Here is a 26,021-nt window from a genome sequence, read left to right on the forward strand (position 1 = left end):
CCCGCCCGCGATCCTCGCACCGCGACGGGAGCCTGGCCAGGGGTGTGCGGGCGGCGGATCCACCGCTCGTAGCGCTTGGGGCCGGGGCGGGGGCGGCGGGTGCTGAGTGGCCTGGCGGCGTCGTGCACCAGCACGGCCCTTGGTGGCCCCGGTCCGGCTCTTCCCTCCACGCGCCCGACCGGGGCCTTCCCCGAGGTGTCCTCAGAGCACGACGGTGACGTCGAGCTCGGACGTGCCACCGCCACCGCCGCCGTCCTCGGCCGCGTCGACGACCGCGATCCGGGCGATCCGCCCTGCGGCGCGGACGTCGGCGAGCGCCTGGTCGGCGAGGGGACGCAGTGCGGGTGGGGCGGTGATCCGGGCCTCGGCGACCTCGGTGCGCATGGAGACCTGAGCCTCGGACTTGGCCTTGCGGACCGCGGCGATCATCTCGGCTGCCAGGTCGAGCACCTGCGGCTGCGCGCGCGGACCGGCCAGTTCGCGCAGCTCCTCGGCGTCGGGCCAGGCGGCGACGTGGACCGAACCCTGCTGCCACCAGGACCAGACCTCCTCGGTGGCGAACGGCAGCACCGGGGCGAAGAGGCGCTGCAGTGCGGAGAGGGCGACACGCAGCGCGGCACGGGCCGAGGCTGCGCCCGACGGGTCGGAACCGTCGCCGCCCTCGTCGCCGTAGGCGCGCGACTTGACCAGCTCCAGGTAGTCGTCGCAGAAGCGCCAGAAGAAGGTCTCGGTCCGTTCCAGCGCACGGGCGTGATCGAGGGCTTCGAACGCTTCGGTCACCGCAGCGACCGTTTCTGCGAGTTGTGCCAGCATCGACCGGTCGATCGCCTCGGTGATCGCTTCGGTGGTCGTTGCTTCGTGGCCTGTCTCACCGCCGAGAGTGAGGACGAACTTGCTCGCGTTGAGCAGTTTGATCGCCAGTCGTCGGCCGATCTTCATCTGACCGGTGTCGAAGGCGGTGTCCGTGCCGGGACGGGCGCTGGCCGCCCAGTAGCGGACCGCGTCCGAGCCGTGCTGGACCAGCAAGTCGTGCGGGGTGACCACATTGCCGACCGACTTGGACATCTTCTTCCGGTCCGGATCCAGGATCCAGCCGGAGATGGCCGCCTGACGGAACGGCAGTTCGCCGAACTCGCTGTCGGCGCGGACCACCGCCGAGAAGAGCCAGGTGCGGATGATCTCGTGGGCCTGCGGGCGCAGGTCCATCGGGAAGACCCGGGTGAAGAGGTCCTCGTCCGCGCTCCAGCGTCCGGCGATCAGCGGGGTCAACGAGGAGGTGGCCCAGGTGTCCAGGACGTCCGGGTCGCCGACGAAGCCGCCGGGGACGCCGCGTTGCTCCTCGCGGTATCCGTCCGGCACGTCCGTGCTCGGGTCGACCGGCAGCCGCGACTCGTCGGGGAGAAGTGGCCGGTCGTGGCGCGGCGCGCCGTGCTCGTCCAGCTCGTACCAGACCGGGATCGGGACGCCGAAGAACCGCTGCCTGCTGACCAGCCAGTCTCCGTTGAGGCCGGAGACCCAGCTCTCGTAACGGGTCTTCATGAATCCAGGACTCCAGCGCAGTTCGTCGCCACGTGCGAGCAGCCGGGCGCGCAGCTTCTCGTCCCGGCCGCCGTTGCGCAGGTACCACTGGCGGGTGGTGACGATCTCCAGCGGGCGGTCGCCCTTCTCGTAGAACTTGACCGCGTGCGTCACCGGCCGTGGCTCGCCCAGCAGTTCGCCGCTCTCGCGCAACGCGGCGACGACCCGCTCCCGCGCTGTGTGCGCGGTGGCGCCGGCCAGGGTGGCGTAGACGGACAGAGCCTGATCACTCGTCAGTCCCGACGGCGGCTCGGGCAGGAACCGGCCGTCGAAGCCGATGACGGGTCGGGTGGCCAGCTGCAGCTCCCGCCACCAGACCACGTCGGTGGTGTCGCCGAAGGTGCAGACCATGGCGATGCCGGTGCCCTTCTCCGGATCGGCCAGCGGGTGTGCCAGGACCGGGACTTCGACACCGAAGAGCGGGGTGCGGACGGTCCGTCCGAAGAGCGCCCGGTAGCGCTCGTCGTCGGGGTGGGCGACCAGGGCGACGCAGGCGGGCAGCAGTTCCGGGCGGGTGGTGGCGATCTCCACTCCACTGTCGTCCGGAGCGTGGAAGAGCAGGTGGTGGTAGGCGCCGGGGCGCTCCCTGTCCTCCAACTCGGCCTGGGCGACTGCGGTGCGGAAGGTGACGTCCCAGAGCGTCGGGGCCTCGGCCAGATACGCCTCGCCCCGGGCCAGGTTCCGAAGAAACGCTCGCTGCGAGATCGAACGCGCACGGGTGTCGATCGTTCGATAGGTCATCGACCAGTCGACGGAGAGGCCGAGCCGACGCCAGAGCTCCTCGAAGGCCTGCTCGTCCCGCTCGGTGAGCCGGTCGCAGAGCTCGATGAAGTTCCGGCGCGAGATCGGCAGTTGCTCCCGGCCCGGATGCTCAGGCGGGGTGAAGTCCGCGTCGTAGGGGAGGGACGGTTCGCAGCGGACGCCGAAGTAGTTCTGGACCCGGCGCTCGGTGGGCAGGCCGTTGTCGTCCCATCCCATCGGGTAGAAGACGGCCCGGCCGCGCATCCGCTGGTAGCGGGCGACGGTGTCGGTGTGCGTGTACGAGAAGACGTGGCCGACGTGAAGTGAGCCGCTGACCGTGGGCGGCGGCGTGTCGATGGAGAAGACCTCGGCCCTGGGCCTGGTCCGGTCGAAGGCGAATACCCCGGACTCGTCCCACCGGCGCGACCAGCTCTCTTCGAGCCCGTCGAGGGAGGGCTTCTCGGGGACGGCGGCGGCCCTGCGGGCCGGCGGGTTCTGTTCCATGACGCACCATAACGCCGACACGGGCGCGGACGCCCGGCAATTTCCGGGTGTCCGCGCCCCGCGCCGAAGCGAGCTCGCCTTACGACCTGGTGCCGCGCTACAGCCCCTGCCAGTGCGGCTTGGCCGCGTAGGTGGCGCGGAAGTAGTCGGCCAGCTTGAGCCCCGCGGCGGCGGCCTCGTCGACGACCACGGTGGCGTGCGGGTGCAGTTGCAGCGCCGAGGCCGGGACCAGGGCGGCGACCGGGCCCTCGACCGTCGCGGCGACCGCTTCGGCCTTGCCCGCGCCGGTCGCCAGCAGCACCAGGTGGCGTGCGTCCAGGATGGTGCCGATGCCCTGGGTGATCACGTGGTGCGGCACCTGGTCGATGTCGTCGTCGAAGAAGCGCGCGTTGTCGATCCGGGTCTGCTCGGTGAGCGTCTTGATCCGGGTGCGTGAGGCGAGTGACGAGCAGGGCTCGTTGAAGCCGATGTGGCCGTCGGTGCCGATGCCGAGCAACTGCAGGTCGACCCCGCCCGCGGCGGCCAGCGCCCGGTCGTAGTCCGCACAGGCGGCGGTGATGTCGGCGGCGGAACCGTCCGGGCCCATGAACGAGGACTCGGAGAGCCCGAGCGGCCCCACGACCTCGCGCAGCACCACGGAGCGGTAGGACTCGGGGTGACCGGGCGGGAGGCCCACGTACTCGTCGAGCTGGCAGATCCGGGCCCGGGAGGCGTCGACCGCGCCGGAGCGCACCTTGGTGGCGAGCGCCTGGTAGATCGGCAGCGGGGTCGATCCGGTGGCCACGCCGAGCAGTGCGTCCGGCCTCCGGGTCAGCAGATCGGCGATCGCCGTGGCGATGAGCTCGCCGCCCGCCGCGGCGTCAGGAACGATCACAACTTCCACGCTGGCCTACCTACCGATCTGGACGAAGCTGGACGAAGCTGGGACGAGGAGAAGGGCTCCACGGGGCGCGCACGGTGCTGTGCTGGGGCCGTGTACGGCTCGTACGGGGCATGCACGAGGCGCGTACGCACTATGTGGTATAGACCAATCTAGCAGCAGTGAGGCCTCCCGCGCGCCCCCTCGGCCAGGCCATCTCCGGCTCCTGTCCTGCCCGTCCTTCCTAACAGCGGACCCCCGACCACGCCGCCGGTGTCATGCACGACTGGTCCACTCGGGCGACGGTCTGCCGTACCCTCGCTGTTCGGCTCAGGGAGTCGGCAAGGAGAATGGACGTTATGGGACGTGGCAGGCTGCGCATCTACCTCGGGGCAGCCCCCGGGGTGGGCAAGACGTACGCCATGCTCAACGAGGGCAAGCGCCGGGCCGAGCGTGGCACCGACGCGGTGGCGGCCTTCGTGGAGACGCATGGCCGCGCCCACACCGCCGCCCAGATCGAGGGCCTCGAGGTGGTGCCGCGGAAGGCGATGACCCACCGCGGCGCCGAGTTCACCGAGATGGACGTCGACGCGGTGCTGCGCCGGCGCCCCGCCGTGGCGCTGGTCGACGAGCTCGCCCACACCAACGTGCCGGGCTCCCGCAACGCCAAGCGCTGGCAGGACATCGACGAGCTGCTCGACGCGGGCATCGACGTCATCTCCAACCTGAACATCCAGCACCTGGAGTCGCTGGGCGACGCCGTCGAGGGCATCACCGGGGTGCGCCAGCAGGAGACCGTGCCGGACGAGGTGGTGCGTCGGGCCGACCAGATCGAGCTGGTCGACATGGCCCCTGAGGCGCTCCGCCGCCGACTGGCGCACGGCAACGTCTACGCGCCCGAGAAGATCGACGCGGCGCTGGCGCACTACTTCCGTCCCGGCAACCTGACCGCGCTGCGCGAGCTGGCGCTGCTCTGGGTCGCCGACCGGGTCGACGAGTACCTGCAGCGGTACCGGGCCGAGAACCACATCGCCTCCACCTGGCAGGCGCGCGAGCGGATCGTGGTCGGTCTGACCGGCGGTCCCGAGGGCCGCACCCTGATCCGGCGTGCGGCGCGGATCGCGGCCAAGGGCTCCGGCAGCGAGATCCTGGCCGTCTACGTGGCCAAGAGCGACGGCCTGACCAGCGCCTCGCCCAAGGAGCTGACCGTCCAGCGCGGCCTGGTCGAGGACCTCGGCGGCAGCTTCCACCACGTGCTCGGCGACAACGCGGCCGAGGCGCTGCTGGAGTTCGCCCGAGGCGTCAACGCCACCCAGATCGTGCTGGGCAGCAGCCGCCGCAAGCCCTGGCAGTGGATCTTCGGCCCCGGCGTCGGCGCGACCGTCGCCCGCGAGGCCGGGGACATCGACGTCCACATCGTCACGCACGAGCACGTGGCGCGTGGCCGGCTCCGCCCGATCCGGCGGATCGCCAGCCTCGGCCTGCCCCGCACGGTGGCCGGCTGGCTGGTCGGCGTGGCCGGCCCGTTGCTGCTGACCTGGGTGCTGGTACTGCTGCCGAGCAGCAGCACCACCCACACCGAGATGCTGCTCTACCTGGGCCTGACGGTCGGCGCGGCGCTGCTCGGCGGGCTGTTCCCGGCGCTGGCCTCGGCGGTCGTCGGCTCACTGCTGATCAACTGGTACTTCACCCCACCCCTGCACACGCTCACGATCGGATCGATCGCCAACGTGATCGCCGTGGGCGTCTTCTTCGGGGTGGCGCTGTCGGTTGCCTACGTGGTCGACCTGGCCGCACGCAGGACCGCCGAGGCGGCGCGCAGCCGGGCCGAGGCGGAGACGCTGAGCTTCCTGGCCGGCAGCGTGCTGAGCGGCCGGAACGGTCTTCCGGCGCTGCTGGAGCGGGTGCAGGAGACCTTCCAGATGGAGTCGGTCGCCCTGCTGGAGCGACCCGACGACTTCTCGACGTGGCGCCTCGCCGGGGCAGTCGGTCCCGACCCCGTCTCCCGGCCCGAGGACGCCGACGTCGACGTGCCCGTCGGCGACCGGCTGGCGCTGGCGTTGAGCGGCCGGGTGCTGCCCGCCGCCGACCGTCGTGTGCTGGTCGCCTTTGCCGCCCAGGCCGCGGTGCTGCTGGAGAAGCGCCGACTGGAGACGGAGGCCGCCGAGGCCCGCCGGATGGCCGAGGGCAACCGCATCCGCACCGCACTGCTCGCCGCCGTCTCCCACGACCTGCGCACCCCGCTGGCCGGGATCAAGGCCTCGGTCAGCTCGCTGCGCGCCGAGGACGTGGCCTGGACGCCGGACGACGAGGCCGAACTGCTGGCGGGTATCGAGGCGGGCGCTGATCGACTCGATCATTTGATCGGTAATCTGCTCGATATGAGCAGGCTGCAGACCGGAACGGTCGTTCCGATCGTTCGCGAGACCGATCTCGACGAGGTCGTGCCCCTCGCCCTGCTCGGCGTCCCCGAGGACGCGGTGCGCACCGACATCCCTGAGGAGCTGCCGATGGTCTCGGCCGACCCGGGGCTGCTCGAACGTGCGCTCGGCAACGTGATCGAGAACGCGGTGAAGTACAACGCGGGTAGCCGCAAGCAGGTCAACGGTGTTCCCTGCCAGGTCGGTGTCTCGGCCAGCGTGTTGCACGGCCGCGTGGAGGTCCGCGTCGCCGACCACGGTCCCGGTATCCCGGACGAGGCCAAGGAGAAGGTCTTCGAGCCCTTCCAGCGCTACGGCGACGCCCCGCGCGGCGCGGGCGTCGGCCTGGGGCTCGCCGTCGCCCGCGGATTCGTCGAGGCCACCGGCGGCACCCTGACGGCGGAGGACACGCCCGGTGGCGGTCTCACCATGGTGTTCACTCTTCCGTGTGCGCAGGTCGCGCACGAGAGCAGCGAGGCGTCCGACGGCGCGACCGGGACCGATCCCGAGGTCAGTTCCGAGGCCGGTTCCGAGACCGATCTCGAGACCGGTCCCCGGATCGCGGTCGAGGCCGTGTCCGCAGAGCCGCTGCCGCTGGAGCAGCAGACCGAAAGGCAGCAGCGTTCATGATCCGGGTCCTGGTCGTCGACGACGAACCGCAGATCGTCCGCGCCCTGGTGATCAATCTCAAGGCCCGCCACTACGAGGTGGACGCCGCCCACGACGGCGCCACCGCGCTGGAGCTGGCCGCGGCCCGTCACCCCGACGCGGTGCTGCTCGACCTCGGCCTGCCCGACATGGACGGCAGCGAGGTGATCCGCGGCCTGCGCGGCTGGACCAAGGTGCCGATCATCGTCCTCTCCGCCCGGCAGACCTCGGACGAGAAGGTCCAGGCCCTGGACGCGGGCGCGGACGACTACGTGACCAAGCCCTTCGGCATGGACGAGCTGCTGGCCCGGCTCCGCGCGGCGGTCCGGCGCGGTGCGCCGGCCGGTCCGGAGAGCGAGAGCGCCGTCATCGGCACCGAGAGCTTCACCGTGGACCTGGCGGCCAAGCGGGTCAGCCGCGACGGCAAGGACATCCGGCTCACCCCGACCGAGTGGCACCTGCTGGAGGTGCTGGTCCGCAACAGCGGCCGACTCGTGAGCCAGAAGCAGCTGCTCCAGGAGGTCTGGGGGCCGGCGTACGGCACCGAGAGCAACTACCTGCGGGTCTACATGGCCCAGCTGCGCCGCAAGCTGGAGGTCGACCCGGGCCACCCGCGGCACTTCGTCACCGAACCGGGTATGGGTTACCGCTTCGAGCCGTGAGTACGCGTGTTCGGGAGGCCGCTCGGACTGCGCGAGGACGCCTCCCGGCGGGGGCGCGGCCTGTACCCTTCGGGCATGAGCAGTGAGATCTCCAGCGCACGGCCGCAGGGCCGGCTGAGGCGCATGTTCAGCAAGCTCGGCACCTCCAACGAGGAGCTGAACGCGGAGCAGCTGCGCCACGACGCCGAGGAAACGGGTGCCACACCCATCGCGGCCTGCGGCGACCGTCAGGAGGTCACGGTCACCGGCACGCTCCGGGCGGTCACCCTGCGTCCGCGCGCCGGCGTCCCCGCGCTGGAGGCCGAGCTGTTCGACGGCAGCGACGCACTGGACGTGGTCTGGCTCGGCCGTCGCTCGATCGTGGGAATCGAGCCCGGCCGCAAGGTGGTCGCTCGCGGCCGGATCAGTCACGCGCGCGGGCGCCGGGTGCTCTTCAACCCGCGCTACGAACTCCGCCCGACGGGACAGGAGTGATCGCGTGAGCCACCGCGCCCCTCTCGCCGACGCGAGCCCGGCTGCCACGAACCCCACGGACGCCGGGGACCGTTCCAAGCAGCCCGTCGACACCTCGCTGATCGACGCCTTCGGCGGCGTCCGCGGCATGATCGACATGACCGTGCCCGGCCTGGTCTTCGTCGTCCTCTACACGATCACCCAGAACGTCGCGATCTCGTCCTGGTCCGCGGTCGGCGTCACCGTCCTGCTCGCGGTGGTACGCGTCGCGCGGCGGGAGACGCTGAAGCACGCCTTCGGTGGCGTGCTGGGCGTCGGCATCGGCGCGTTCATCGCGATGCAGTCCGGCAAGCCGCAGGACTTCTACCTGCCGTCGATGATCTACGGGCTGGTCCTGCTGGTCGCGTACGCGATCTCGGCGCTCGTGAAGTGGCCGCTGCTCGGCGTCATGCTGGGCCCGGTCCTCGGCGAGAACATGACCTGGCGGACGCAGAACCCCGGCCGCCTGTCCGCGTACACGAAGGCGACCTGGGTCTGGGTCGCACTGTTCGCCCTGCGGGCGGCGATCCTCTTCCCGCTGTACTGGGCGGGGCAGGTGACGTGGCTGGGCGTCGCGAAGATCGGACTGGGCGTCCCGCCGTGGTTGGTCGCGATCTACCTGTCGTGGTTGATCCTGTCGAAGGCCCCGGCGCCGATCAAGGTGAACGTCGAAACCGAGGACGCCGAGTCCGAGCAGGCAGTCGAGAGTTAGTCAGGGCACGCAGGGAAGTTGCAGCATCTCCGGGGGCGCGGGGCTCTGCTCGATCAACTGCGCGCGCGAGTAACCACTGTCCCCCAGCCTTCGGCCGGGAGGTGCCCCCATGCGGATGGCCCTGCGTGTTCGGGGCTCTACCTTCGTGGGATGGGGGTCCCCCTGGCCGAAGGCTGGGGGATTGTCGTGCAGTTCCCCGGGCCCCTGAGCGTTGCAACTACCTGCGGCAGCGCAGGCTCGCTTGTCGCGCCCACGCGGCGGAGCCGCACATCAGCAGAGCCCCGCGCCCCTGAACAGCGCAACTGTCCCTCTCACAAAACGGGGAAGCGGCCGCAAGTCCGAAGACCCGCGACCGCTTCCGCGGCGTGCGAACGCTCAGCTCGCCGACGGCGAGAGCAGTGCCTCCAGGTCCGCTTCCCTCTCCGCCGTTGCGACGAACAGCAGTTCGTCGCCGCCCTCGAGGGTGTCGCTGCCCGACGGGACCAGCACGCGGCCCTCGCGGATGATGGTGACCAGCGCCGTGTCGTCCGGCCAGGCGATCGCCTTGACCTGGGTGCCGACGTGCGGCGCGTCCGAGGCGAGCGTCAGCTCGACGAGGTTCGCGTCGCCCTGGCTGAAACGCATCAGGCGGACCAGGTCGCCGACGCTGACGGCCTCCTCGACCAGCGCCGACATCAGCCGCGGCGTGGAGACGGCGACGTCCACGCCCCAGGCCTCGTTGAAGAGCCACTCGTTCTTCGGGTTGTTGACCCGGGCGACGACCCGAGGGACGCCGTACTCGGTCTTCGCCAGCAGCGAGACCACCAGGTTGACCTTGTCGTCACCCGTCGCTGCGATCACCACGTTGCAGCGCTGCAGCGCCGCCTCGTCCAGTGAGGTGATCTCGCAGGCGTCGGCGAGCAGCCACTCGGCCTGGGGCACCCGCTCGACCGAAATGGACTTCGGGTTCTTGTCCACGAGGAGCACCTCGTGGCCGTTCTCCAGGAGCTCTCCGGCGATGGAGCGGCCGACCGCGCCCGCTCCGGCGATTGCTACCCGCATCAGTGCTCCTCCGGGCCCTTGGCGAAGATCGCCTCGACGGCGTCCAGGTCGTTGGTGCGCATCATCATGTGCACCAGGTCGCCCTCCTGCAGGACCATGTCCGGGGTGGGCAGTTGGCCCTGGCCGAGCCGGGTGACGAAGGCGACGCGGACGGGCGCGGCCTGCTCCAGCCTGACGATGCGGTGGCCGATCCAGGCCGTCGCCACCGGGACCTCGGCCAACTCGACCGCGCCGCTGGGGTCCTGCCAGTGCGGCTCGACGCCGGACGGGAGAAGGCGGCGCAGCATCTGGTCGGCCGTCCAGCGGACGGTGGCCACCGTCGGGATGCCCAGGCGCTCGTAGACCTCGGCGCGGCGCGGGTCGTAGATCCGGGCCGCGACGTTCTCGACGCCGAAGTTCTCCCGGGCCACGCGCGCCGCGATGATGTTGGAGTTGTCACCGCTGCTGACCGCGGCGAACGCGCCGGCCTGCTCGATCCCCGCCTCGCGCAGGGTGTCCTGGTCGAAGCCGACCCCGGTCACCCGCTTGCCGGCGAAGTCCGAACCGAGACGGCGGAACGCCGTGGGGTCCTGGTCGACCACGGCGACCGAGTGACCCTGCTTCTCCAGGGCGCGCGCGAGGGAGGAACCCACGCGACCGCATCCCATGATGACGATGTGCACGACCGTCCTTCCGGTTCGGTGTCGGTGTCTCGGTGTCTCGTGCTCGATAGTGACAGTCTCTTAACGCCCTCTTGTCACCAGGGTGGCACCCCCAAGGCGATTTTGTATGCAGTCGGCACAACCACCGCACAGAATCCCCGGCGATCGTCCGCTGCCCGTCACCGCAGGTGGAGAGCCTGCGGCACCTACGAACCGGGTTATTTCCCGGGCTCCCTGCCTGCGAACCTGGGAGACCCTCTACGATCCTCCTCGTGTCAAAACTCACTGACCTCCCGAAACGGATCCTTATCGGGCGAGCGCTGCAGAGCGACAAGCTCGGCGAGACGCTGCTGCCCAAGCGGATCGCCTTGCCCGTCTTCGCCTCCGACGCGCTCTCCTCGGTCGCCTACGCCCCCGAGCAGATCTTCCTGACGCTGTCGGTGGCGGGCATCGCCACGATCCACTTCTCGTGGTGGATCGGCGCGGTGGTCGCGTTGGTGATGCTCGTGGTCGTCGCCTCCTACCGGCAGAACGTGCACGCCTACCCGAGCGGCGGCGGCGACTACGAGGTCGCCACGGTCAACCTGGGCGGCAACGCCGGTCTGACCGTCGCCTCCGCACTGCTGGTCGACTACGTGCTGACGGTGGCGGTGTCGACCACCTCGGGCGTGGCCAACATCGTCTCCGCGGTGCCCGCGCTGCACGGCCACGAGGTGCTCATCTCGGTGGTCCTGGTGCTCGTGCTGATGGGCATGAACCTGCGCGGCGTCCGTGAGTCCGGCACGGCCTTCGCCGTCCCCACCTACGGGTTCATGGGCGGGATCTTCCTGCTGATGATCTGGGCGGCGGTGCGCGACTTCTTCTTCGGTCAGCACATGCAGGCGGCCAGCGCCGGGTTCCACCTGGTGCCCGAGGCCGGGCACATCGATCCGACCGGCATCGCGCTGGTCCTGCTGCTGCTCAAGACCTTCTCCTCCGGCTGCGCCGCGCTGACCGGTGTCGAGGCGATCAGCAACGGCGTGCCTGCCTTCCGCAAGCCGAAGAGCCGCAACGCGGCGACCACGCTGCTGATGATGGCCGTGGTCGCGGTGACGATGCTGATCGGCATCATCTGGATGGGCAACCTCACCGGCCTGAAGATGGCCGAGAACCCGGCCCAGCTGATCGGCGCCCCGGCGGGCTACCAGCAGAAGACCGCGATCGCGCAGATCTCGCAGGCGATCTTCTCCAACTTCACGCCCGGCTTCTACTTCATCGCCGCCGTCACCGGCCTGATCCTGGTGCTGGCCGCCAACACCGCCTTCAACGGCTTCCCGGTGCTCGGCTCGATCCTCGCCCAGGACCGCTACCTGCCGCGGCAGTTGCACACCCGCGGTGACCGGCTGGCCTTCTCCAACGGCATCATTCTGCTGGCGGGCGTGGCGATCGTCTTCATCATCGGCTACGGCGCGGACCCGAACCGGCTGATCCAGCTCTACATCATCGGCGTCTTCGTCTCCTTCAACATGAGCCAGACCGGCATGATCCGGCACTGGACCAGGCTGCTGAAGACCGAGACCGACCCGGCGGAGCGCCGCCGGATGATGCGCAGCCGGGTCATCAACACGATCGGCCTCGCCTGCACCGCCTGCGTGCTGGTGGTCGTGCTCTCCACGAAGTTCATGTCCGGCGCCTGGATGTCCTGCCTGCTGATGGTGGTCTTCTTCGTGCTGATGAAGGCGATCAACCGCCACTACAGCCGGGTCTCCACAGAGCTCGCGCTGGACGACGCGGCGGACGAGGAGGAGGCGCTGCCGGCCCAGATCCACAGCGTGGTGCTGGTCTCGAAGCTGCACAAGCCGACCCTGCGGGCGCTGGCGTACGCCCAGCTCTCCTCGCGCGGCACGGCCCGTCTCGAGGCGGTCACCGTGGACGTCGACCCGGTCGACACCAAGGCGCTGCAGGAGGAGTGGGACCGCCGCGGCATCGACGTCCCGCTCAAGGTGCTGCACTCGCCGTACCGGGAGATCACCGGCCCGGTGGTGGAGCACGTGCGCCAGCTGCGCAGTAACAACCCGCGCGACGTGGTGACGGTCTACATCCCGGAGTACGTCGTCGGCCACTGGTACGAGCACCTGCTGCACAACCAGAGCGCGCTGCGACTCAAGGGTCGCCTGCTCTTCAAGCCCGGGGTGATGGTGACCTCGGTACCCTGGCAGCTGGAGTCCTCCGAGCGCCGCCGCAAGCCGCGCCCGTGGATCGCGCCGGGACAGGTCCGGCGCGGCGATGTCGGACGCCGCGAGGAACGGCCCATGGCCGCCGCCTCCGCGACGACCGGACCCGCACCCGTGCCCGCACCCGCAGCCGCTAAGGACGACCAGGCGTGACATCCCGCCGCACCACCCGCTCCCGTTCCGCCTCCACCAACTCCGGCGCGCGTCCCGCCGCACGCCCTTCCGGCGCACCGGAGTCGCCGTCGCTCGTCGGCGAGCGCTACGAGGTCGAGGTGGGCCCGGTCGCCCACGGCGGCCACTGCGTGGCCCGGCACGAGGGCCGGGTGCTCTTCGTCCGGCACGCGCTGCCGGGCGAGCGGGTGGTCGCCCTGGTGACGGACGGGACGGAGGCCTCGCGCTTCCTCCGCGCGGACGCGGTCGAGGTGCTGGAGCCGGCCAAGGAGCGGGTCACCCCGCCCTGCCCGTACGCGGGCCCCGGCCTGTGCGGCGGCTGCGACTGGCAGCACGCCACCCCGGGTGCGCAGCGCAAGCTCAAGGCCTCCGTGCTGACCGAACAGCTGGCCAAGCTGGCCGGTCTGACGCCGGAGCAGGCGGGCTGGGACGGCAGCGTCGAGCCCGCGCCGGGGGACAAGCTCCCGGCGGGCGAGGTGCCCGCGTGGCGTACCCGGGTCCAGTACGCCGTGGACCAGGAGACCGGCCGGGCCGGTCTGCGGCGCCACCGCTCGCACGAGGTGGTTCCCGTCGAGCGCTGCCTGATCGCCGCACCGGGCGTGCAGGAGCTGGGCATCGAGAAGCGCGAGTGGCCGCAGATCGACACCGTCGAGGCCGTGGCGGCGACCGGCTCCTCCGACCGCGCGGTCATCCTGACGCCCGTCGCGGGCGGACGGCTGCCGATCGTCGAGCTGGACCGGCCGGTCTCGGTGCAGCGGATCGACGACCACGGCGGCGTGCACCGCGTCCACGGGCGCAACTTCGTCCGCGAGCGCGCGGCGGAGCGCACCTGGCGGGTCAGCGACGGCGGCTTCTGGCAGATCCACCCGGCTGCCGCGCAGACCCTGGTCGACGCGATCCTTGACGGCCTGCAGCCGCGCGAGGGCGAAAACGCGCTGGACCTCTACTGCGGCGTCGGCCTCTTCGCGGGTGCGCTGGCGGAGCGGCTCGGGGAGGACGGCGCGGTGCTGGGCATCGAGTCGAGCAAGCAGGCCGTCGCCGACGCCCGCCACAACCTCGCCGACCTGGTGGGCGAGAAGCGCGTCCGGATCGAGTGCGACAAGGTCGAGAAGCTGCTGCCGCGCACCGGCATCACCGAGACCGACCTGATCGTCCTCGACCCCCCGCGCGCCGGCGCGGGCCGCGAGACCGTCGCCCACCTGGCCGGTCTCGGTGCCCGCCGCATCGCCTATGTCGCCTGCGACCCGGCGGCGCTCAGCCGCGACCTGAAGTTCTTCGCCGACGCCGGCTACCGCGTGGCCGGGCTGCGGGCGTTCGACCTCTTCCCGATGACGCACCACTTCGAGTGCGTGGCGATTCTGGAGCCCGTCGGCGGGGAATGAGTTCTCCACAGCTGCTCGGAACTGTCCGGAAGTGACCGCTTGCGGAACGTCGCCAGAGGTTCGGGTGAAGCGCCGGGGAGCTGTCCGAAAATGACCATGTTGATACCCCTTCCTGTGCTAGCGGAATCGCGCTAGCTTCGAGCTATGAGTAAAAAGCAGCTGAACGTCCGGGTCGACGTCGCCACGGCGGAGGTCGCCCGGGCCCGCGCGGAACAGGAAGGGATCAGCATGAACCAGTACATCGAGAAGCTGGTCCAACAGGACATGGGCGAGACCGGACGCGCTTTCGTGGACGCTGCCGCACAGTTCATGAAGGAGTACGAGTCCGTCTTCCTCGCCGAGTTCGGTGGCGAGCGAGAGGGCGCGGGGACGCGCCGTTGAACATCGAGATCGATCTGTCCTGGCTGCTCATGGTCGCCGAGCAGTACACCCCTGGCGACCCCCGGGTCACCGACTACGGCGCGTTGGTCGCAGCGGTGACCCGGCATCAGGCGGAGATCTTCGACGTCCTCGTCTACCCCGAGCCCGAGGACCGCGCTGCCGCGCTGATGCACCAGCTGATCCGGGTGCCCGCGCTGGAGCGCAACAACGAACTCTTCGCCACCGCCGTGGCCTTCGCCTACCTGGTGGCGGGTGGCGCGACGGTGGCCACCACCACGCGCGAGATGCGCTCCCTGGCCCGCGCGCTGCGCGACGGCCGCCTCGGCGTCGCCGGCACCGCCGAGCGGCTTGCGGGCTGGGTCGTCGACCAGGCCCCCGAGTCGGAGTCGATCGGAGCCGAGGGCGGGGACGACGAAGACGAAGACGACCAGGACGACCGGGACGACCTCGGCGATGAGGGCGGCCGGGACGACGACGAGCACGGCAGCGCCGACGGCGGGGCCGGGGACTGAGCGAGCCGAACCACCCATGCCCACCACCTCTGTGAACCCCGTGCTGCAGCGGGTCGCCGCGTGGCTGCGCTGTCCCGTCTGCGCCGAGGAACTGACGCTCGCTCAGGACGGCGGCGCCCTGCGTTGCCCGGCCCGCCACAGCTTCGACGTCGCCAAGCAGGGCTACGCCAACCTGCTGCCCGGCGGCGCCCACACCGGCACCGGCGACACCACCGCGATGGTCGCCGCCCGCGTCGACTTCCTGGGTGCGGGCCACTACGCGCCCATCGCGACCGCCCTCGCCGAGTCGGTCCGCGAGGCCGAGGCCGGACGCGTCGTCGACCTGGGTGCGGGCACCGGTCACTACCTGGCCGCCGCCCTCGACGCGGTGCCCGGAGCGACCGGACTCGCCCTCGACATCTCCAAGTTCGCGCTGCGCCGCGCAGCCAAGGCGCATCCGCGCGCGGCGGCCGTGGTCTGCGACGCCTGGAAGCCGCTCCCGTTGCGGGACGGGGTCGCCGACGTGATGCTCAACGTCTTCGCCCCGCGCCGGGGCGAGGAGATCCGGCGGGTGCTGCGGCCCGGCGGCGAACTGTTGGTCGTCTCGCCGACGTCGAAGCATCTGCGGGAGCTGGTGGGCGAGTTGGGTCTACTTGGGGTCGACGAGCGCAAGGACGAGCGGCTGGCGCGCACGCTGGTGCCGCATCTCTCCCCGGCGGGTGCACGGGAGTTGACGTTCGGCGTCCGGCTCTCCCACGCCGAGGTCGCCACCGTGGTGGGCATGGGCCCGAGCGCCTGGCACACCGATCCGGACGCGCTGGCGGCACGCATCGCCGCACTGCCGGACCCGGTCGAGGTCACCGCGTCGGTGACGCTCAGCCGTTTCGTTCGCCTGTCCGGGTGATCTGGGCGTCGCACCCGGTGGACGGGATGGCTGGAGGGACGTTTCCGCAGGTGGTGGGCGGTCTAGCCTCGCGGGTGTGACCATCCCCATGCCCAGGCCCGAAGTGCTCCACCCCGATGCGCTCTCCTCCGCTGTGCCCCGCCCCGATGCGCTTTCTCCCCCCGTGCTCCGCCCCGCCTTGGTCGAACTGCGCCTCGGTGCCTTCAAGTCCTTCCGGGACGCGGTACTGCCGTTGCGACGGGTCACCCTGCTGCACGGTCCGTCGGGCGCGGGCAAGTCCAACGCCCTTGAAGCCCTGCGCGTGTTGGCGTCCCTGGCCGAGGGCGAGGACGCCGACGAGGCGCTCGCCCTGGTCCGGGGCGGCGTGGCGGGCTGCCTGCCGTTCGGCGCGGACACCGTCCGGCTGGGCTGCTCGGTCGCCGCGGCGGTCGGGGAGGTGCGGCTCGACGTCTCCTTCCAGCGCGTGGGAGGGACCGTGCTGCTGACCTCGGAGCGGCTCACTGCCGGCGGCCGACTGCTGCTGACCACCGGCGCATTGGACGCGTCGAGCAGCCGGATCGACGCCGCCTGGCACAGCGACGGCCGCCAGGGCGACATCCGCGCACCGCTCGGGGCACACGGCCTGGTCACGGCCCAACTGCCGCTGCGCGTCGCCGGTGCGACGCCGGGGGAGCGGTTGGTCCTGGCAGCCGCGGAGGCGGTGCTCACCGCGCTCCGGGAGAGCTTCGCGCTGGAGCCGGTTCCGGTGGCGATGAGGGAGTGGGTCCGCGCGGACGACGACGCCCGGCTGCGCGGCTCGGCGGAGAACCTGTCGGCGGTGATCGCCCGGATCGAGGGCGAGTGCCGGATCCGTTTCGGCAAGCTGGTCCAGGCGACCCGGGCGATGAGCCCGGTGCTGGTCTCCGGCCTCGGCGCGCTGCGCTCGACCGCCGCCGACGGGACGACCCGGGTCTGCGCGGCGCTGCAGCTCGGTGACGGCCGTCGCCTGGGAGCGGAGCTGCTCCCTTCGGGCGTGCTGCGGCAGTTGGCCTTCGCGACGGTGCTGTTGACCGGCCCCGGCGTGCTCCAGATGAGCCCGGCGATGGAAGTCCCGGACGCGGAGCGGCTGTTGACGGTGCTGGGGGAGGGTCTTGACCTGGGACTCGGCGCCGCGCAGGTCGAGTCGCTGCTCCGGCTGGCGGTGGAGGTGGCCTCGCGCGGCCACGTCCGGCTGCTGGCGACGGCGACGGAGCGGGCGGTGGTGCCCGGGGTCTTCCCGGTCCGGTGCGCGGTCGATCCGGCATCGGGGCGGAGCGAGTTGGTGCCGGAGGACGCTCCGGTGAGTGCGCCTGTGGATCACCCCGCCGTTCCGGTCGGCTGATCCGCGAGAATGACCGTATGGATGACGTCACCCCTGCTTCCGGCCGCGACCACGACCACGGCCATGACGAAGGCCACGACCAGGGCTACGGCCAGGAGCAGGACCAGGACCAGGACCTGACCGTCGAGGCGCTGCAGCAGCGGCTGCGCGACTTCGCGGCGGCGCGCAACTGGCAGCCGTATCACACGCCCAAGAACCTCGCGGCCGCGCTCAGCGTGGAGGCGTCGGAGCTGCTGGAGATCTTCCAGTGGCTCACCCCGGAGCAGGCCGCCGAGGTCATGTCCCACCCCAAGCGGGCCCACCAGGTCGAGGACGAGGTCGCCGACGTCCTCGCCTATCTGCTCCAGTTCTGTGGCGTCCTCGGCGTCGACCCCCTCACGGCCCTTGCCGCCAAGATCGACCGTAACGAGCTCCGCTTCCCCGCGGCGGAGCCGCAGCCGCTGGACTGATCCGGTCCGACGGCCTCGCCGACTCACCCCTGCGGGTGGTCGGGTTTTCCACACCCCCGGGTTGTCCACAGCCTGGTGGCCGGTTCGTCGCGGCAGTCCGCGGGCGGGCGGAGGCTGGGCGCAGACTCGGTGGAGAGGCCGCCGGGCGGCTCCCGAGGGGCGGGTGGCGTCGTGGACGCAGTGCGGTTGATCAAGGCGACCCGGCACGCGCTGGCAGAGGCGCGGACCGCGTCCGACGTGATGGTCGAGGCCTGGCAGGCCTGCCGCTTGGCGGAGGCGGTGGGGCAGACCTCGGCCCTGGTGCTGACCGAGCGGGCGCTTACCGGCGGCGGCTGCGGGGCGGTCGAGATCGCCAGGGCCCTGGCCGAGGCCGCGTCGCATGCGGCCGAGTGCATCGGGCGTCCGCCGGACGAACCGGTCACCGGGGAGCGCGCCTCCCGGCTCACCGCGCTCGCGGATCTCGGCGGGACGTTGCGCGAGCTGCGGTCGCTGATCCAGGAGGCCGCCGAGTCACTGCTGGTGGTGGCCTGCGGCGCGGACGAGCAGGAGCTGTACTGGAGTTGCGTCGACGGCGTCGACGCCGCCCATCCGGCACGGGAGTTGCTCACCGAGCTGCTGCGCGCCGTCGGCGCGGAGGACGCGGACGGGGCAGAGGAAGCAGCGGAGGAAGCAGCGGAAGAAGCGCCGCAGGCCGAGAGGCTGGACGAGCCGGGCCCTGTCGGCGTCGGCTCCCGGGAGCTGGGGCGGGCCGTCCTCGGCCCGGCTGCCGCGGTGGTCCGGCTGGAGCCGCCGGCGGGGTGAGCAGGGGGAGGGGCAGTGCAGGGGAGCGGGAGGGAGCGGCAAGCCGGTGCGGGCCCGGTTGGCACGGGCCCGGCGGCGGCAGGAGGCTACCCGGGGCTACTCGTGTGCGAGTTCGTCCGGCTGCTGCGCGTCGTCGCTGCCGCTCGCGTGGCCGGTCGCGTGCGAATCGGGTGTCTGCAGGTCCGCGTCGAACTGGGACAGGTCGGCGTTGAGGGCCGCCAGCATCTGCTCCATCTGCGCCAGCAGGCTCTGCGGGCTGTCGGGAGCGGGGGGTGCATCGGACATGGGTGGCTGACCCTTCAGGGGGCGGGCACGGACAGGGGCGCCGGCAGACGGTGCCGGTCCCGTGCGGCCAACGATCGGCCCCCACCGCCGGTCACTGCCTGTCACACCGACGGGCGCTCCCACGGGCCGCCGGTTCACCCGCGTTCACCCCGAGGCGGGACGCCGCTTGAGCCGTAGGCCCTCGGCCTGGTAGGGCGCGTTCGCGGAGTTCGAGGAGTCTGCGGCGGTGCTGCGGGGACGCGGGAGGGAGCCGGGCGCACGCCGCCCGACCCCCTCACCACCTCTGTCGGCTGCCGACCGACAGCTGTCGGCTGAAAGCTGCCAGCTGTCTGCACCCTGAGCTGAGCATGGCTCAGTTGTGCGTGTGCAGCTCCGCGTTGAGGCCGCCCCAGGAGCCGGAGCGGGCGATGACCTCGACCGCGCCGCTCTGCGAGTTGCGGCGGAACAGCAGGTTGGACTGGCCGGAGAGCTCGACCGCCTTGGCGATCGCGCCGTCCGGGGTGGTCACCCGGGTGCCTGCGGTGACGTAGAGACCGGCCTCGACCACGCAGTCGTCGCCGAGCGAGATACCGATACCCGCGTTGGCGCCGAGCAGGCAGCGCTGGCCCACCGAGACGACCTGCTTGCCGCCGCCGGAGAGCGTGCCCATGATCGACGCGCCGCCGCCGATGTCGCTGTGGTCACCGACGACCACACCGGCCGAGATCCGGCCCTCGACCATCGAGGTGCCGAGGGTCCCGGCATTGAAGTTGACGAAGCCCTCGTGCATCACGGTGGTGCCCTCGGCCAGGTGCGCGCCGAGGCGGACCCGGTCGGCGTGGGCGATGCGGACGCCGGTCGGGGCGACGTAGTCGGTCATGCGCGGGAACTTGTCGATCCCGTAGACGGCCAGCTGGCCGCCCTCGGCACGGACGGCCAGACGGGCCGCCTCGACGCGGTCGACCGGGGTGGGGCCGATGCTGGTCCAGGCGACGTTGGCCAGCATGCCGAAGATGCCGTCCAGGCTCTGGCCGTGCGGCTGCACCAGGCGGTGGCTGAGCAGGTGCAGACGCAGGTAGACGTCGTGCGTGTCGAGGGGCTTGTCGTCGAGCGAGCCGATGACCGTGCGGACCGCGATCACCTCGACGCCGCGACGGGCGTCCGAGCGCAGCGCGGCAGCGGCACCGGCGCCGAGCGCGGCCTCCGCCTCCTCGGTGCTGAGCCGGACGGTCCCGGCCGGACCGGCCTCGGCGACCAGCTCCGGAGCGGGGAACCAGGTGTCGAGGACGGTGCCGTCCGCGGCGATCGTGGCCAGGCCGGCGGCGACGGCGCCGCCCTTGGGGGCGGTGGAGGAGGTGGAAGTCTCAGTAGTCACGCCAGAACGCTAACCAATCGGGTGCCCGGATGCCGAACCGTCCCGGGTGTCGGACGTGATCAGTGGGTGACCGGATCGTTCCGTAGGCGGACCCGATCCGGCCTTCTCCCGGTGTTCCCGGCCAGGCCAGGATTGGTTCCATGAGTCGCGCACTGATCGTTATCGATGTCCAGGAGTCCTTCCGCGCCCGGGGCGAGGACTGGCCGCTGGTGGAGAATCCGAAGATCGCCGAGCCGGTGAACCGCCTGGTCCGGCTGGCCCGTGAGCAGGGCGACACCGTGGTGTGGGTGCTGCACCAGGAGCCCGGCAGCGACACCGTCTTCGACCCGGCCCAGGGCCATGTCCGGCTCCTCGCGGAGCTGGAACAGCCGCGTCCCGGCGAGCTCACGATCCACAAGACCAGCCACAACGCGTTCACCACGACCAACCTGCAGCAGCAGCTGACCGAGCGCGGCGTCACCGAGCTGGTGCTCTGCGGCATCCGGACAGAGCAGTGCGTGGAGACCACCACCCGGGTCGGCAGTGACCTCGGCTACCGTTGCACCTTCGTCGTCGATGCCACGACCACCCACCCGATCGGGGGGCTGAGTGCCGCCGCGATCATCGAGCGGACGACCGCCGTCCTGCGCGACCGGTTCGCGCGTATCGCGACGGTGGACGAGCTGGTCGCCGCCGGGGCGGCCTCGGCCGAGTGACGCGAGCGGGCGGCAGGCGACACAGGTAACACCCCAGGACTGTCCGGACTGTCAGTGCCCTGCGGGATGATGACTTCGTGAGCAACCGCGTCGTGTTCGTGCTGGTACCCGGGGTCCATCTGCTGGACCTCGCGGGCCCGGCGCAGGTCTTCGACACGGTAGGGGACTTCGGCTTCCCCTACCGGCTGGACTACGTCGCGGAGCAGGAGTTGGTGCCCAGCGCCCAAGGGCTGCCGCTGCACGCCGCGACGGTGTGGCCCGAGCTCGACGCCGACGACCTGCTGGTCGTGCCGGGCTGGCGGGTGCCGGATGCCGATGTAGGCGCGCCACCCGCAGTCGTCCCCGCACATGTCCCCCCAGTCGTCCCCGCAGTCGCCCCGGGGCTCGTCCCACCGCTCGGCGCAGGCGTGTTGGAGGCCTTGCGGGCCCACCACGAGGCGGGCGGCACCGTCGCGAGTATCTGCGCCGGTGCCGCCGCGCTCGGCGCGGCCGGGCTGCTCGACGGGCGGCGCTGCACCACGCACCACGACATCCAGGACGAGCTGGCACGCCGTCACCCGCGCGCCCAGGTGGTGCGCGACGTGCTCTTCACCACGGACGACCGGGTGGTCACCTCGGCCGGGATCGCGTCCGGGATAGACCTGGCCCTGCATCTGGTCGCGGGTCGCCACGGACCGGCGGTGGCCGCGCAGGTTGCCCGCGACATGGTCGTCTATGCCCGGCGCAACGGCCACGAGCCGCAGGCCAGCGCCATGTTGCGACACCGCGCGCACCTCGACGACACGGTGCACCGGGTGCAGGACCTGATCGACGCACGCTTCGCCGAGACGCTGCCGCTCGCGCTGCTCGCCGCGTCCGCCGGGGTCAGTGAGCGCACTCTGACCCGGCTGTTCACCCGTGCGACCGACGGCCTGACTCCGCTGCGCTACCAGCAGACCTTGCGCGTCGAGCGAGCGGAGCACCTGATCAGCCACGGCACGACGGTCGAGACGGCGGCCAGGGAGGTCGGCTTCGACGACGCCCGGATGCTGCGCCGCCTTCGTGCTCGCGCCGAGACGCCCGCGTACGCCGACGGGGCGCAAGCGGCCGGACCAACCGGATCAGCGGAGAGGGGTCTTGATGTCGGAGGCAGCGTTGGACTTCGCCCGGTTCACGACGGTGGCGACCGGTCACACCCCCTACCCGTACCAGGCCGAACTGGCGGCTGAGCCGCTCGATCCGCGCGTGCCAATCGATCCGCTGCCGGAGCGTCTGGCCGCGCCTCCGGGTGGCGGCGGGGCCGAGGCCGTCGTGCTCGCCTGGCTGTACCGGCGCCTGATCGCCGATCTGCCGGGCACCCCGCGCAGGCTGGTCCATGTCCTGCCGGAGGGCAGCCTCGCGGGCAGCATCCACGCCACCGTCGCCCGCTGGCTCGAACGCCTCGGCACGCTCGGCGGTGCGGACCAGGTCGGTCTGCACCTGCTCACCGGCGCGTCGGCGCGCGACGGCGGTTGGCGCCGCGCCCCCGAACGCACCGCGATCCTGATCGGCACCCAGGAGGTGCTGCTGAGCCGGGCCCTGCTGCGCGGTTTCGCCGACGGGCCGACGATGATCGACGTCTCCTTCGCACTGCTCCACAACGACGCCCACTGGGTGCTCGACGAGCCCACGCTCCTCGGGGCGGGCGCGCGAACGGCGTTGGCGTTGCAGGGGCTGCGCGAGCGGCTCGGCACGTCGGCGCCGACCGGCACGACGCTGGTGTCGAGCGTCCGCTCCGCGTTCGACGGGCCGGACGCTGTCGCCGGTCCGGGCGACGCGGACTGGGAAGGCGGGTTGGGCGCGCGATCCGGCGGATCGTTCCGGGTGCGCAGACTCGATCCGGGCCTCGACCCGCAGGACATCGGCTCCCTTGCCGCCGCACTCGACGCAGCGCACGTCGCGGGTACGCAGACCCTGGCCGTGCTCGGCTCCCTCGCCCGTGCGCGAGCCCTGGTCCGCGCACTGCGTGCGCGTAACGCGGACCGGGAGCTGCTCTTCGCCCACCCCTACCGTCGTGAGCCCGAACTGCGGGAGTTGACCGAGGCATTGGAGCAGCCGGCCGACGACCGGATCGTGGTCGCCGTCGGCCACGCCCTGGACCTGGGCGGGGAGCTGCCCGCCCGCACGGTCTACACGGAGCTCGCACCTTGGGCGGCCGTCACTCTTCGCGCGGGCCGACTCACCGACGGAGCGGGCGAACTGCTGTGGAGTGCCGGGCCGGATGCGGGCTCCGATTCCTCAGCAGACCCCTCCGCGCTCGCGCCGGTCGCGGACTGGCTGGAGGCGCACGACGGACGGACCGTCAGCTTGCGCGACCTGCATGAGGCCCAGGTCAGCACGCCCGCCGTCGGTCCGCCGCCGCCCGACGACGCAGACCTGTTCCGCCTCTTCGACACCGCTCCCGACATCGACGTCACCCCTTGGGTGAGTCGGCCAGGCCGTGACCCCGGAACCGTCCTTGTCGCCTGGCGCGACTGGTCCGACGCGCGGACCGACGCACGAACCGACGCACCCGACGGTGAGACTCCGGACCGCCCCGGCCCGGAGGAGAACGACCCGACCCGCCAGGAGCTGTGCCCGGTCCCGCTGTCCGAACTTCGTGCCGCGCTGGCCGCCCAGCCCCGGAAGGGGACACGTACCCGCACGGCGTGGATACGGGACCGGCGGCTCGACTGGGCGTGGCGGCCGGTCGACCCGGAGTCCTCGGCGGCGGACCTGCGGCCCGGCGTCACCATGTTGCTCGACGCCGCCGACGGCGGCTGGACGCCCGAGGAGGGCTGGACCCCGGACAGCGCGGCCGATGTGGAACCGCTCGGCGACGGGACCGCCGCCCCCCGGGCCTTCGCCTGCACCGCGTGGGTCAGCCTGGACCAGCACCTGCAGGAGACCGAGCAGGAGGCGCGCGCCCTGCTGGACTCCCTCGCTCCGGAGCCCCTCGCACTGGAGTCCCTCACGCACCCCGGCCTGACGGTGGATCACCGAGACGCGGTCACCCGCGCCGCCCGTTACCACGACCTCGGCAAGAGCCACGACCTGTTCCAGGACATGATTCGCAGTGGCGGCGGCGACCCTCCCGCCGGGCTGCTGGCCAAGTCCAAGGCGCCCCACAACGGCGGCCGTTACGCCCGTCCGTACTTCCGTCACGAGCTGGTCAGCGCACTGATCCTGCTCCACCAGTCCCCGGCAGGCGCAGACTTTGCCGCTCTGCTGCCCTACCTCGTCGCCGCCCACCACGGCCGGATCCGGGTCAGCGTGCTGCCCGAGCCGGACGAGCAACCCGCCCTGCTCGGAGTCCTCGACGGCGACCGGACCCCGCCAGTCGAGCTGTCGAGCGGCGAGCGGTTCGCCGCTCAGGTGTTGGACACCGGCAACGCCGCACGTCTGACTGCGAACGCCGTTGCGCTGCTGCGCCGCGCCGACCTGGGCCCGTTCCGGCTGGCCTTTCTGGAGACCCTGGTCCGCGTGGCGGACTGGCGGTCCAGCGCACGCCACGACGGGCCGGTCGAGGAGGTGACCACGTAACGCCCGTCCGCCGAAAAGTCTGTGGGCGAAATCCGGCCGCGGGACGATACTCGTCCGTGTGTTCCTGACGATCAGCACTCACGGCACTGACCAGCGTCCCGCGACCGATCTGGGCTTTCTGCTGCACAAGCACCCCGGCAAGGCGCAGTCGTTCAGCACCGCCCACGGTCGTGCGCACGTCTTCTATCCGGAGGCGACGGCCGAGCGGTGCACGGCCGCGCTGCTGTTGGAGGTGGACCCGATCGCGTTGGTGCGTCGGGGCCGCGGCGGCAAGGGACGCGGGGGGTCCTCGCCCGACTTCGCGCTCGCGCAGTACGTCAACGACCGTCCGTACGCGGCGTCCTCGCTGCTGGCGGTGGCGATGAGCGCGGTGTTCAAGAGCGCGATGAAGGGCGTCTGCACCGCCCGTCCCGAGCTGGCCGACCAGCCGCAGCCACTGCGTGTCGAGCTGCCTGCCGTCCCCGCCAAGGGCGGGGTGGAGTTGGTGCACCGGCTCTTCGAGCCGCTCGGCTGGCAGGCGGAGGCGGAGCCGATCGTGCTGGATCCGACCTTCCCGGAGTGGGGCGACTCGCGCTATGTCGAGCTGCGGCTGACCGGGACGCTGCGGGTGGCGGACGCCCTCAGCCAGCTGTACGTGCTGCTGCCGGTCCTGGACGACGCCAAGCACTACTGGGTCGCGCCGGACGAGGTCGACAAGTTGCTGGCCCGTGGCGAGGGTTGGCTGCCGCGCCACCCGGAGCAGCAGCTGATCACCCGTCGCTACCTCGCCCGCCGCTGGTCGCTGGCGCGCGCCGCGACGGCCCGTCTGGAGCTGGCCCGGCTGGCCGAGGCGGACGACCGCGAGCTGGAGGAGATCGACAACGCCGTCCCGCAGGAGACGCACGAGACGCAGGAGACGCACGAGACGCAGCAAACCGCCGAGCTCCCGGCGGACGCCGCGGCCCGGTCGGACGCCGACCCCCAGCCGGACGCCGACGCCAAGCCGGTGTCCCTCGCGGTCCGCCGTCGCGAGGCGATCCTCGCGCGGCTGCGCTCCGCCGGGGCAACACGCGTACTGGACCTGGGCTGTGGCGAGGGCGCGCTGCTGACCGAGCTGCTCAAGGACCGCACGTTCACCGAGGTGGTCGGTGTCGAGGTGTCGGCACGCGCCCTCGTGATCGCCGCGCGCCGTCTGCGGCTGGACCGGATGAACGAGCGTCAGGCCGCCCGGATCAGGCTGCTCCAGGGCGCGCTCACCTACACCGACTCCCGGCTGACCGGCTACGACGCGGCCGTCCTTTCCGAGGTGATCGAGCATGTCGACCCGCCGCGCCTGCCCGCGCTGGAGTACGCGGTCTTCGGAGCGGCCCGGCCGCGAACGGTCGTGGTGACCACGCCCAACGCCGAGTACAACGTGCGCTGGGAGACCCTTCCGGCCGGGGAGATGCGCCACGCCGACCACCGTTTCGAGTGGGACCGCGGGGAGTTCCGCGCCTGGGCGGAGAGGGTCGGGCGAAGCTACGGGTACGAGGTCGCCTTCGGCCCGGTCGGAGACGACGACCCGGAGGTGGGCGCGCCCACCCAGCTCGCCACGTTCAGCCTCGGCCGCGCCGACGACGCCCCCGGCACCGACGCCCCGGGCACCGACCGCCCTGAACTCCCCGACCACCCCGACACCAGCACCACCACCAACACCCAGACCGCGAAGGGAGAGTGAC

General features: G+C 71.8%; 21 protein-coding genes and 1 pseudogene. 16 read left to right on the forward strand and 6 right to left on the reverse strand.

Features of this window, described 5'->3' with window-relative positions; translation table 11 throughout:
• Positions 1 to 201: 201 nt before the first annotated feature.
• Positions 202 to 2,823 carry a valine--tRNA ligase gene (gene valS, locus ABH928_RS20495; protein WP_370068488.1) on the reverse strand — a complete coding sequence of 874 codons (2,622 nt, stop codon included), beginning with the start codon at positions 2,821 to 2,823 and terminating at the stop codon, positions 202 to 204.
• A gap of 97 nt (positions 2,824 to 2,920) precedes the next feature.
• A complete protein-coding gene (gene nagB / locus ABH928_RS20500) occupies positions 2,921 to 3,706 on the reverse strand; it encodes a glucosamine-6-phosphate deaminase (protein WP_370068490.1) in 786 nt (261 codons plus the stop codon).
• Positions 3,707 to 4,041: 335 nt separating this feature from the next.
• On the opposite strand from nagB, the gene ABH928_RS20505 reads away from it, so the two are divergent.
• The 4 genes from ABH928_RS20505 to ABH928_RS20520 all read left to right on the forward strand — a co-directional run bounded on the left by ABH928_RS20505 (position 4,042) and on the right by ABH928_RS20520 (position 8,616).
• Positions 4,042 to 6,732 carry an ATP-binding protein gene (locus ABH928_RS20505; protein ID WP_370068492.1) on the forward strand — a complete coding sequence of 897 codons (2,691 nt, stop codon included), beginning with the start codon at positions 4,042 to 4,044 and terminating at the stop codon, positions 6,730 to 6,732.
• Positions 6,729 to 7,412, forward strand: a complete 684-nt coding sequence (locus ABH928_RS20510) for a response regulator (RefSeq protein WP_370068494.1) — start codon at positions 6,729 to 6,731, stop codon at positions 7,410 to 7,412. The genes ABH928_RS20505 and ABH928_RS20510 overlap by 4 nt, the downstream gene beginning before the upstream one ends.
• Before the next feature lie 75 nt (positions 7,413 to 7,487).
• Positions 7,488 to 7,886, forward strand: a complete 399-nt coding sequence (locus ABH928_RS20515) for an OB-fold nucleic acid binding domain-containing protein (RefSeq protein WP_370068496.1) — start codon at positions 7,488 to 7,490, stop codon at positions 7,884 to 7,886.
• A 4-nt stretch (positions 7,887 to 7,890) separates the two neighbouring features.
• Positions 7,891 to 8,616: a DUF3159 domain-containing protein gene (locus ABH928_RS20520; protein WP_370068498.1), complete on the forward strand. Its 726-nt coding sequence runs from the start codon at positions 7,891 to 7,893 to the stop codon at positions 8,614 to 8,616.
• A gap of 375 nt (positions 8,617 to 8,991) precedes the next feature.
• On the opposite strand, the gene ABH928_RS20525 is transcribed toward ABH928_RS20520, so the two are convergent.
• Both ABH928_RS20525 and ABH928_RS20530 read right to left on the reverse strand, forming a co-directional pair.
• Positions 8,992 to 9,657: a TrkA family potassium uptake protein gene (locus ABH928_RS20525; protein WP_370068500.1), complete on the reverse strand. Its 666-nt coding sequence runs from the start codon at positions 9,655 to 9,657 to the stop codon at positions 8,992 to 8,994.
• Complete coding sequence (locus ABH928_RS20530; RefSeq protein ID WP_370068502.1) at positions 9,657 to 10,319, reverse strand: TrkA family potassium uptake protein; 663 nt, start codon at positions 10,317 to 10,319, stop codon at positions 9,657 to 9,659. The genes ABH928_RS20525 and ABH928_RS20530 overlap by 1 nt, the downstream gene beginning before the upstream one ends.
• A gap of 251 nt (positions 10,320 to 10,570) precedes the next feature.
• On the opposite strand from ABH928_RS20530, the gene ABH928_RS20535 reads away from it, so the two are divergent.
• The 8 genes and pseudogenes from ABH928_RS20535 to ABH928_RS20570 all read left to right on the forward strand — a co-directional run bounded on the left by ABH928_RS20535 (position 10,571) and on the right by ABH928_RS20570 (position 18,450).
• Positions 10,571 to 12,664 carry an APC family permease gene (locus tag ABH928_RS20535; RefSeq protein WP_370068504.1) on the forward strand — a complete coding sequence of 698 codons (2,094 nt, stop codon included), beginning with the start codon at positions 10,571 to 10,573 and terminating at the stop codon, positions 12,662 to 12,664.
• Complete coding sequence (locus ABH928_RS20540; protein WP_370068506.1) at positions 12,661 to 14,064, forward strand: class I SAM-dependent RNA methyltransferase; 1,404 nt, start codon at positions 12,661 to 12,663, stop codon at positions 14,062 to 14,064. Before ABH928_RS20535 ends, ABH928_RS20540 begins: the two co-directional genes overlap by 4 nt.
• Before the next feature lie 144 nt (positions 14,065 to 14,208).
• On the forward strand, positions 14,209 to 14,445 hold the full coding sequence (locus ABH928_RS20545) for a toxin-antitoxin system HicB family antitoxin (RefSeq protein ID WP_370068508.1): 237 nt from the start codon (positions 14,209 to 14,211) through the stop codon (positions 14,443 to 14,445).
• Positions 14,442 to 14,804 (forward strand): annotated as a pseudogene (locus ABH928_RS20550) (fic family toxin-antitoxin system, toxin component); the annotation flags it as partial. The gene ABH928_RS20545 and the pseudogene ABH928_RS20550, both read left to right, overlap by 4 nt.
• A 193-nt stretch (positions 14,805 to 14,997) precedes the next feature.
• A complete protein-coding gene (locus ABH928_RS20555) occupies positions 14,998 to 15,840 on the forward strand; it encodes a putative RNA methyltransferase (protein WP_370068678.1) in 843 nt (280 codons plus the stop codon).
• A gap of 163 nt (positions 15,841 to 16,003) precedes the next feature.
• Positions 16,004 to 17,200, forward strand: coding sequence for an AAA family ATPase (locus ABH928_RS20560; RefSeq protein ID WP_370068510.1), 1,197 nt, complete (start codon positions 16,004 to 16,006; stop codon positions 17,198 to 17,200).
• Between the two features lie 116 nt (positions 17,201 to 17,316).
• Positions 17,317 to 17,649, forward strand: a complete 333-nt coding sequence (locus ABH928_RS20565) for a nucleotide pyrophosphohydrolase (RefSeq protein ID WP_370068680.1) — start codon at positions 17,317 to 17,319, stop codon at positions 17,647 to 17,649.
• 171 nt (positions 17,650 to 17,820) lie between these two features.
• Entirely contained in the window at positions 17,821 to 18,450 is a 630-nt protein-coding gene (locus tag ABH928_RS20570) for a DUF6099 family protein (RefSeq protein WP_370068512.1), read from the forward strand.
• A 96-nt stretch (positions 18,451 to 18,546) separates the two neighbouring features.
• Here the strand turns inward: ABH928_RS20570 and ABH928_RS20575 are convergent, their stop codons facing one another.
• Positions 18,547 to 18,735: a hypothetical protein gene (locus tag ABH928_RS20575; protein ID WP_370068514.1), complete on the reverse strand. Its 189-nt coding sequence runs from the start codon at positions 18,733 to 18,735 to the stop codon at positions 18,547 to 18,549.
• Between the two features lie 352 nt (positions 18,736 to 19,087).
• Positions 19,088 to 20,089 (reverse strand): 2,3,4,5-tetrahydropyridine-2,6-dicarboxylate N-succinyltransferase, encoded by a 1,002-nt coding sequence (gene dapD / locus ABH928_RS20580; protein ID WP_370068516.1) that lies wholly within the window; start codon positions 20,087 to 20,089, stop codon positions 19,088 to 19,090.
• A gap of 140 nt (positions 20,090 to 20,229) precedes the next feature.
• Here dapD and ABH928_RS20585 point away from each other — a divergent pair, with 140 nt between their 5' ends.
• The 4 genes from ABH928_RS20585 to ABH928_RS20600 all read left to right on the forward strand — a co-directional run bounded on the left by ABH928_RS20585 (position 20,230) and on the right by ABH928_RS20600 (position 26,020).
• Positions 20,230 to 20,784, forward strand: coding sequence for a cysteine hydrolase family protein (locus ABH928_RS20585; RefSeq protein ID WP_370068518.1), 555 nt, complete (start codon positions 20,230 to 20,232; stop codon positions 20,782 to 20,784).
• A gap of 77 nt (positions 20,785 to 20,861) precedes the next feature.
• Positions 20,862 to 21,992, forward strand: a complete 1,131-nt coding sequence (locus tag ABH928_RS20590; RefSeq protein WP_370068520.1) for a GlxA family transcriptional regulator — start codon at positions 20,862 to 20,864, stop codon at positions 21,990 to 21,992.
• Positions 21,904 to 24,324 (forward strand): CRISPR-associated endonuclease Cas3'', encoded by a 2,421-nt coding sequence (locus ABH928_RS20595; protein ID WP_370068522.1) that lies wholly within the window; start codon positions 21,904 to 21,906, stop codon positions 24,322 to 24,324. Before ABH928_RS20590 ends, ABH928_RS20595 begins: the two co-directional genes overlap by 89 nt.
• A gap of 58 nt (positions 24,325 to 24,382) precedes the next feature.
• Positions 24,383 to 26,020 carry a 3' terminal RNA ribose 2'-O-methyltransferase Hen1 gene (locus ABH928_RS20600; RefSeq protein WP_370068524.1) on the forward strand — a complete coding sequence of 546 codons (1,638 nt, stop codon included), beginning with the start codon at positions 24,383 to 24,385 and terminating at the stop codon, positions 26,018 to 26,020.
• The last annotated feature ends 1 nt before the right edge of the window (position 26,021 follow it).

The sequence above is a fragment of the Streptacidiphilus sp. MAP5-3 genome (assembly GCF_041262505.1).
Lineage (GTDB): Bacteria > Actinomycetota > Actinomycetes > Streptomycetales > Streptomycetaceae > Streptacidiphilus.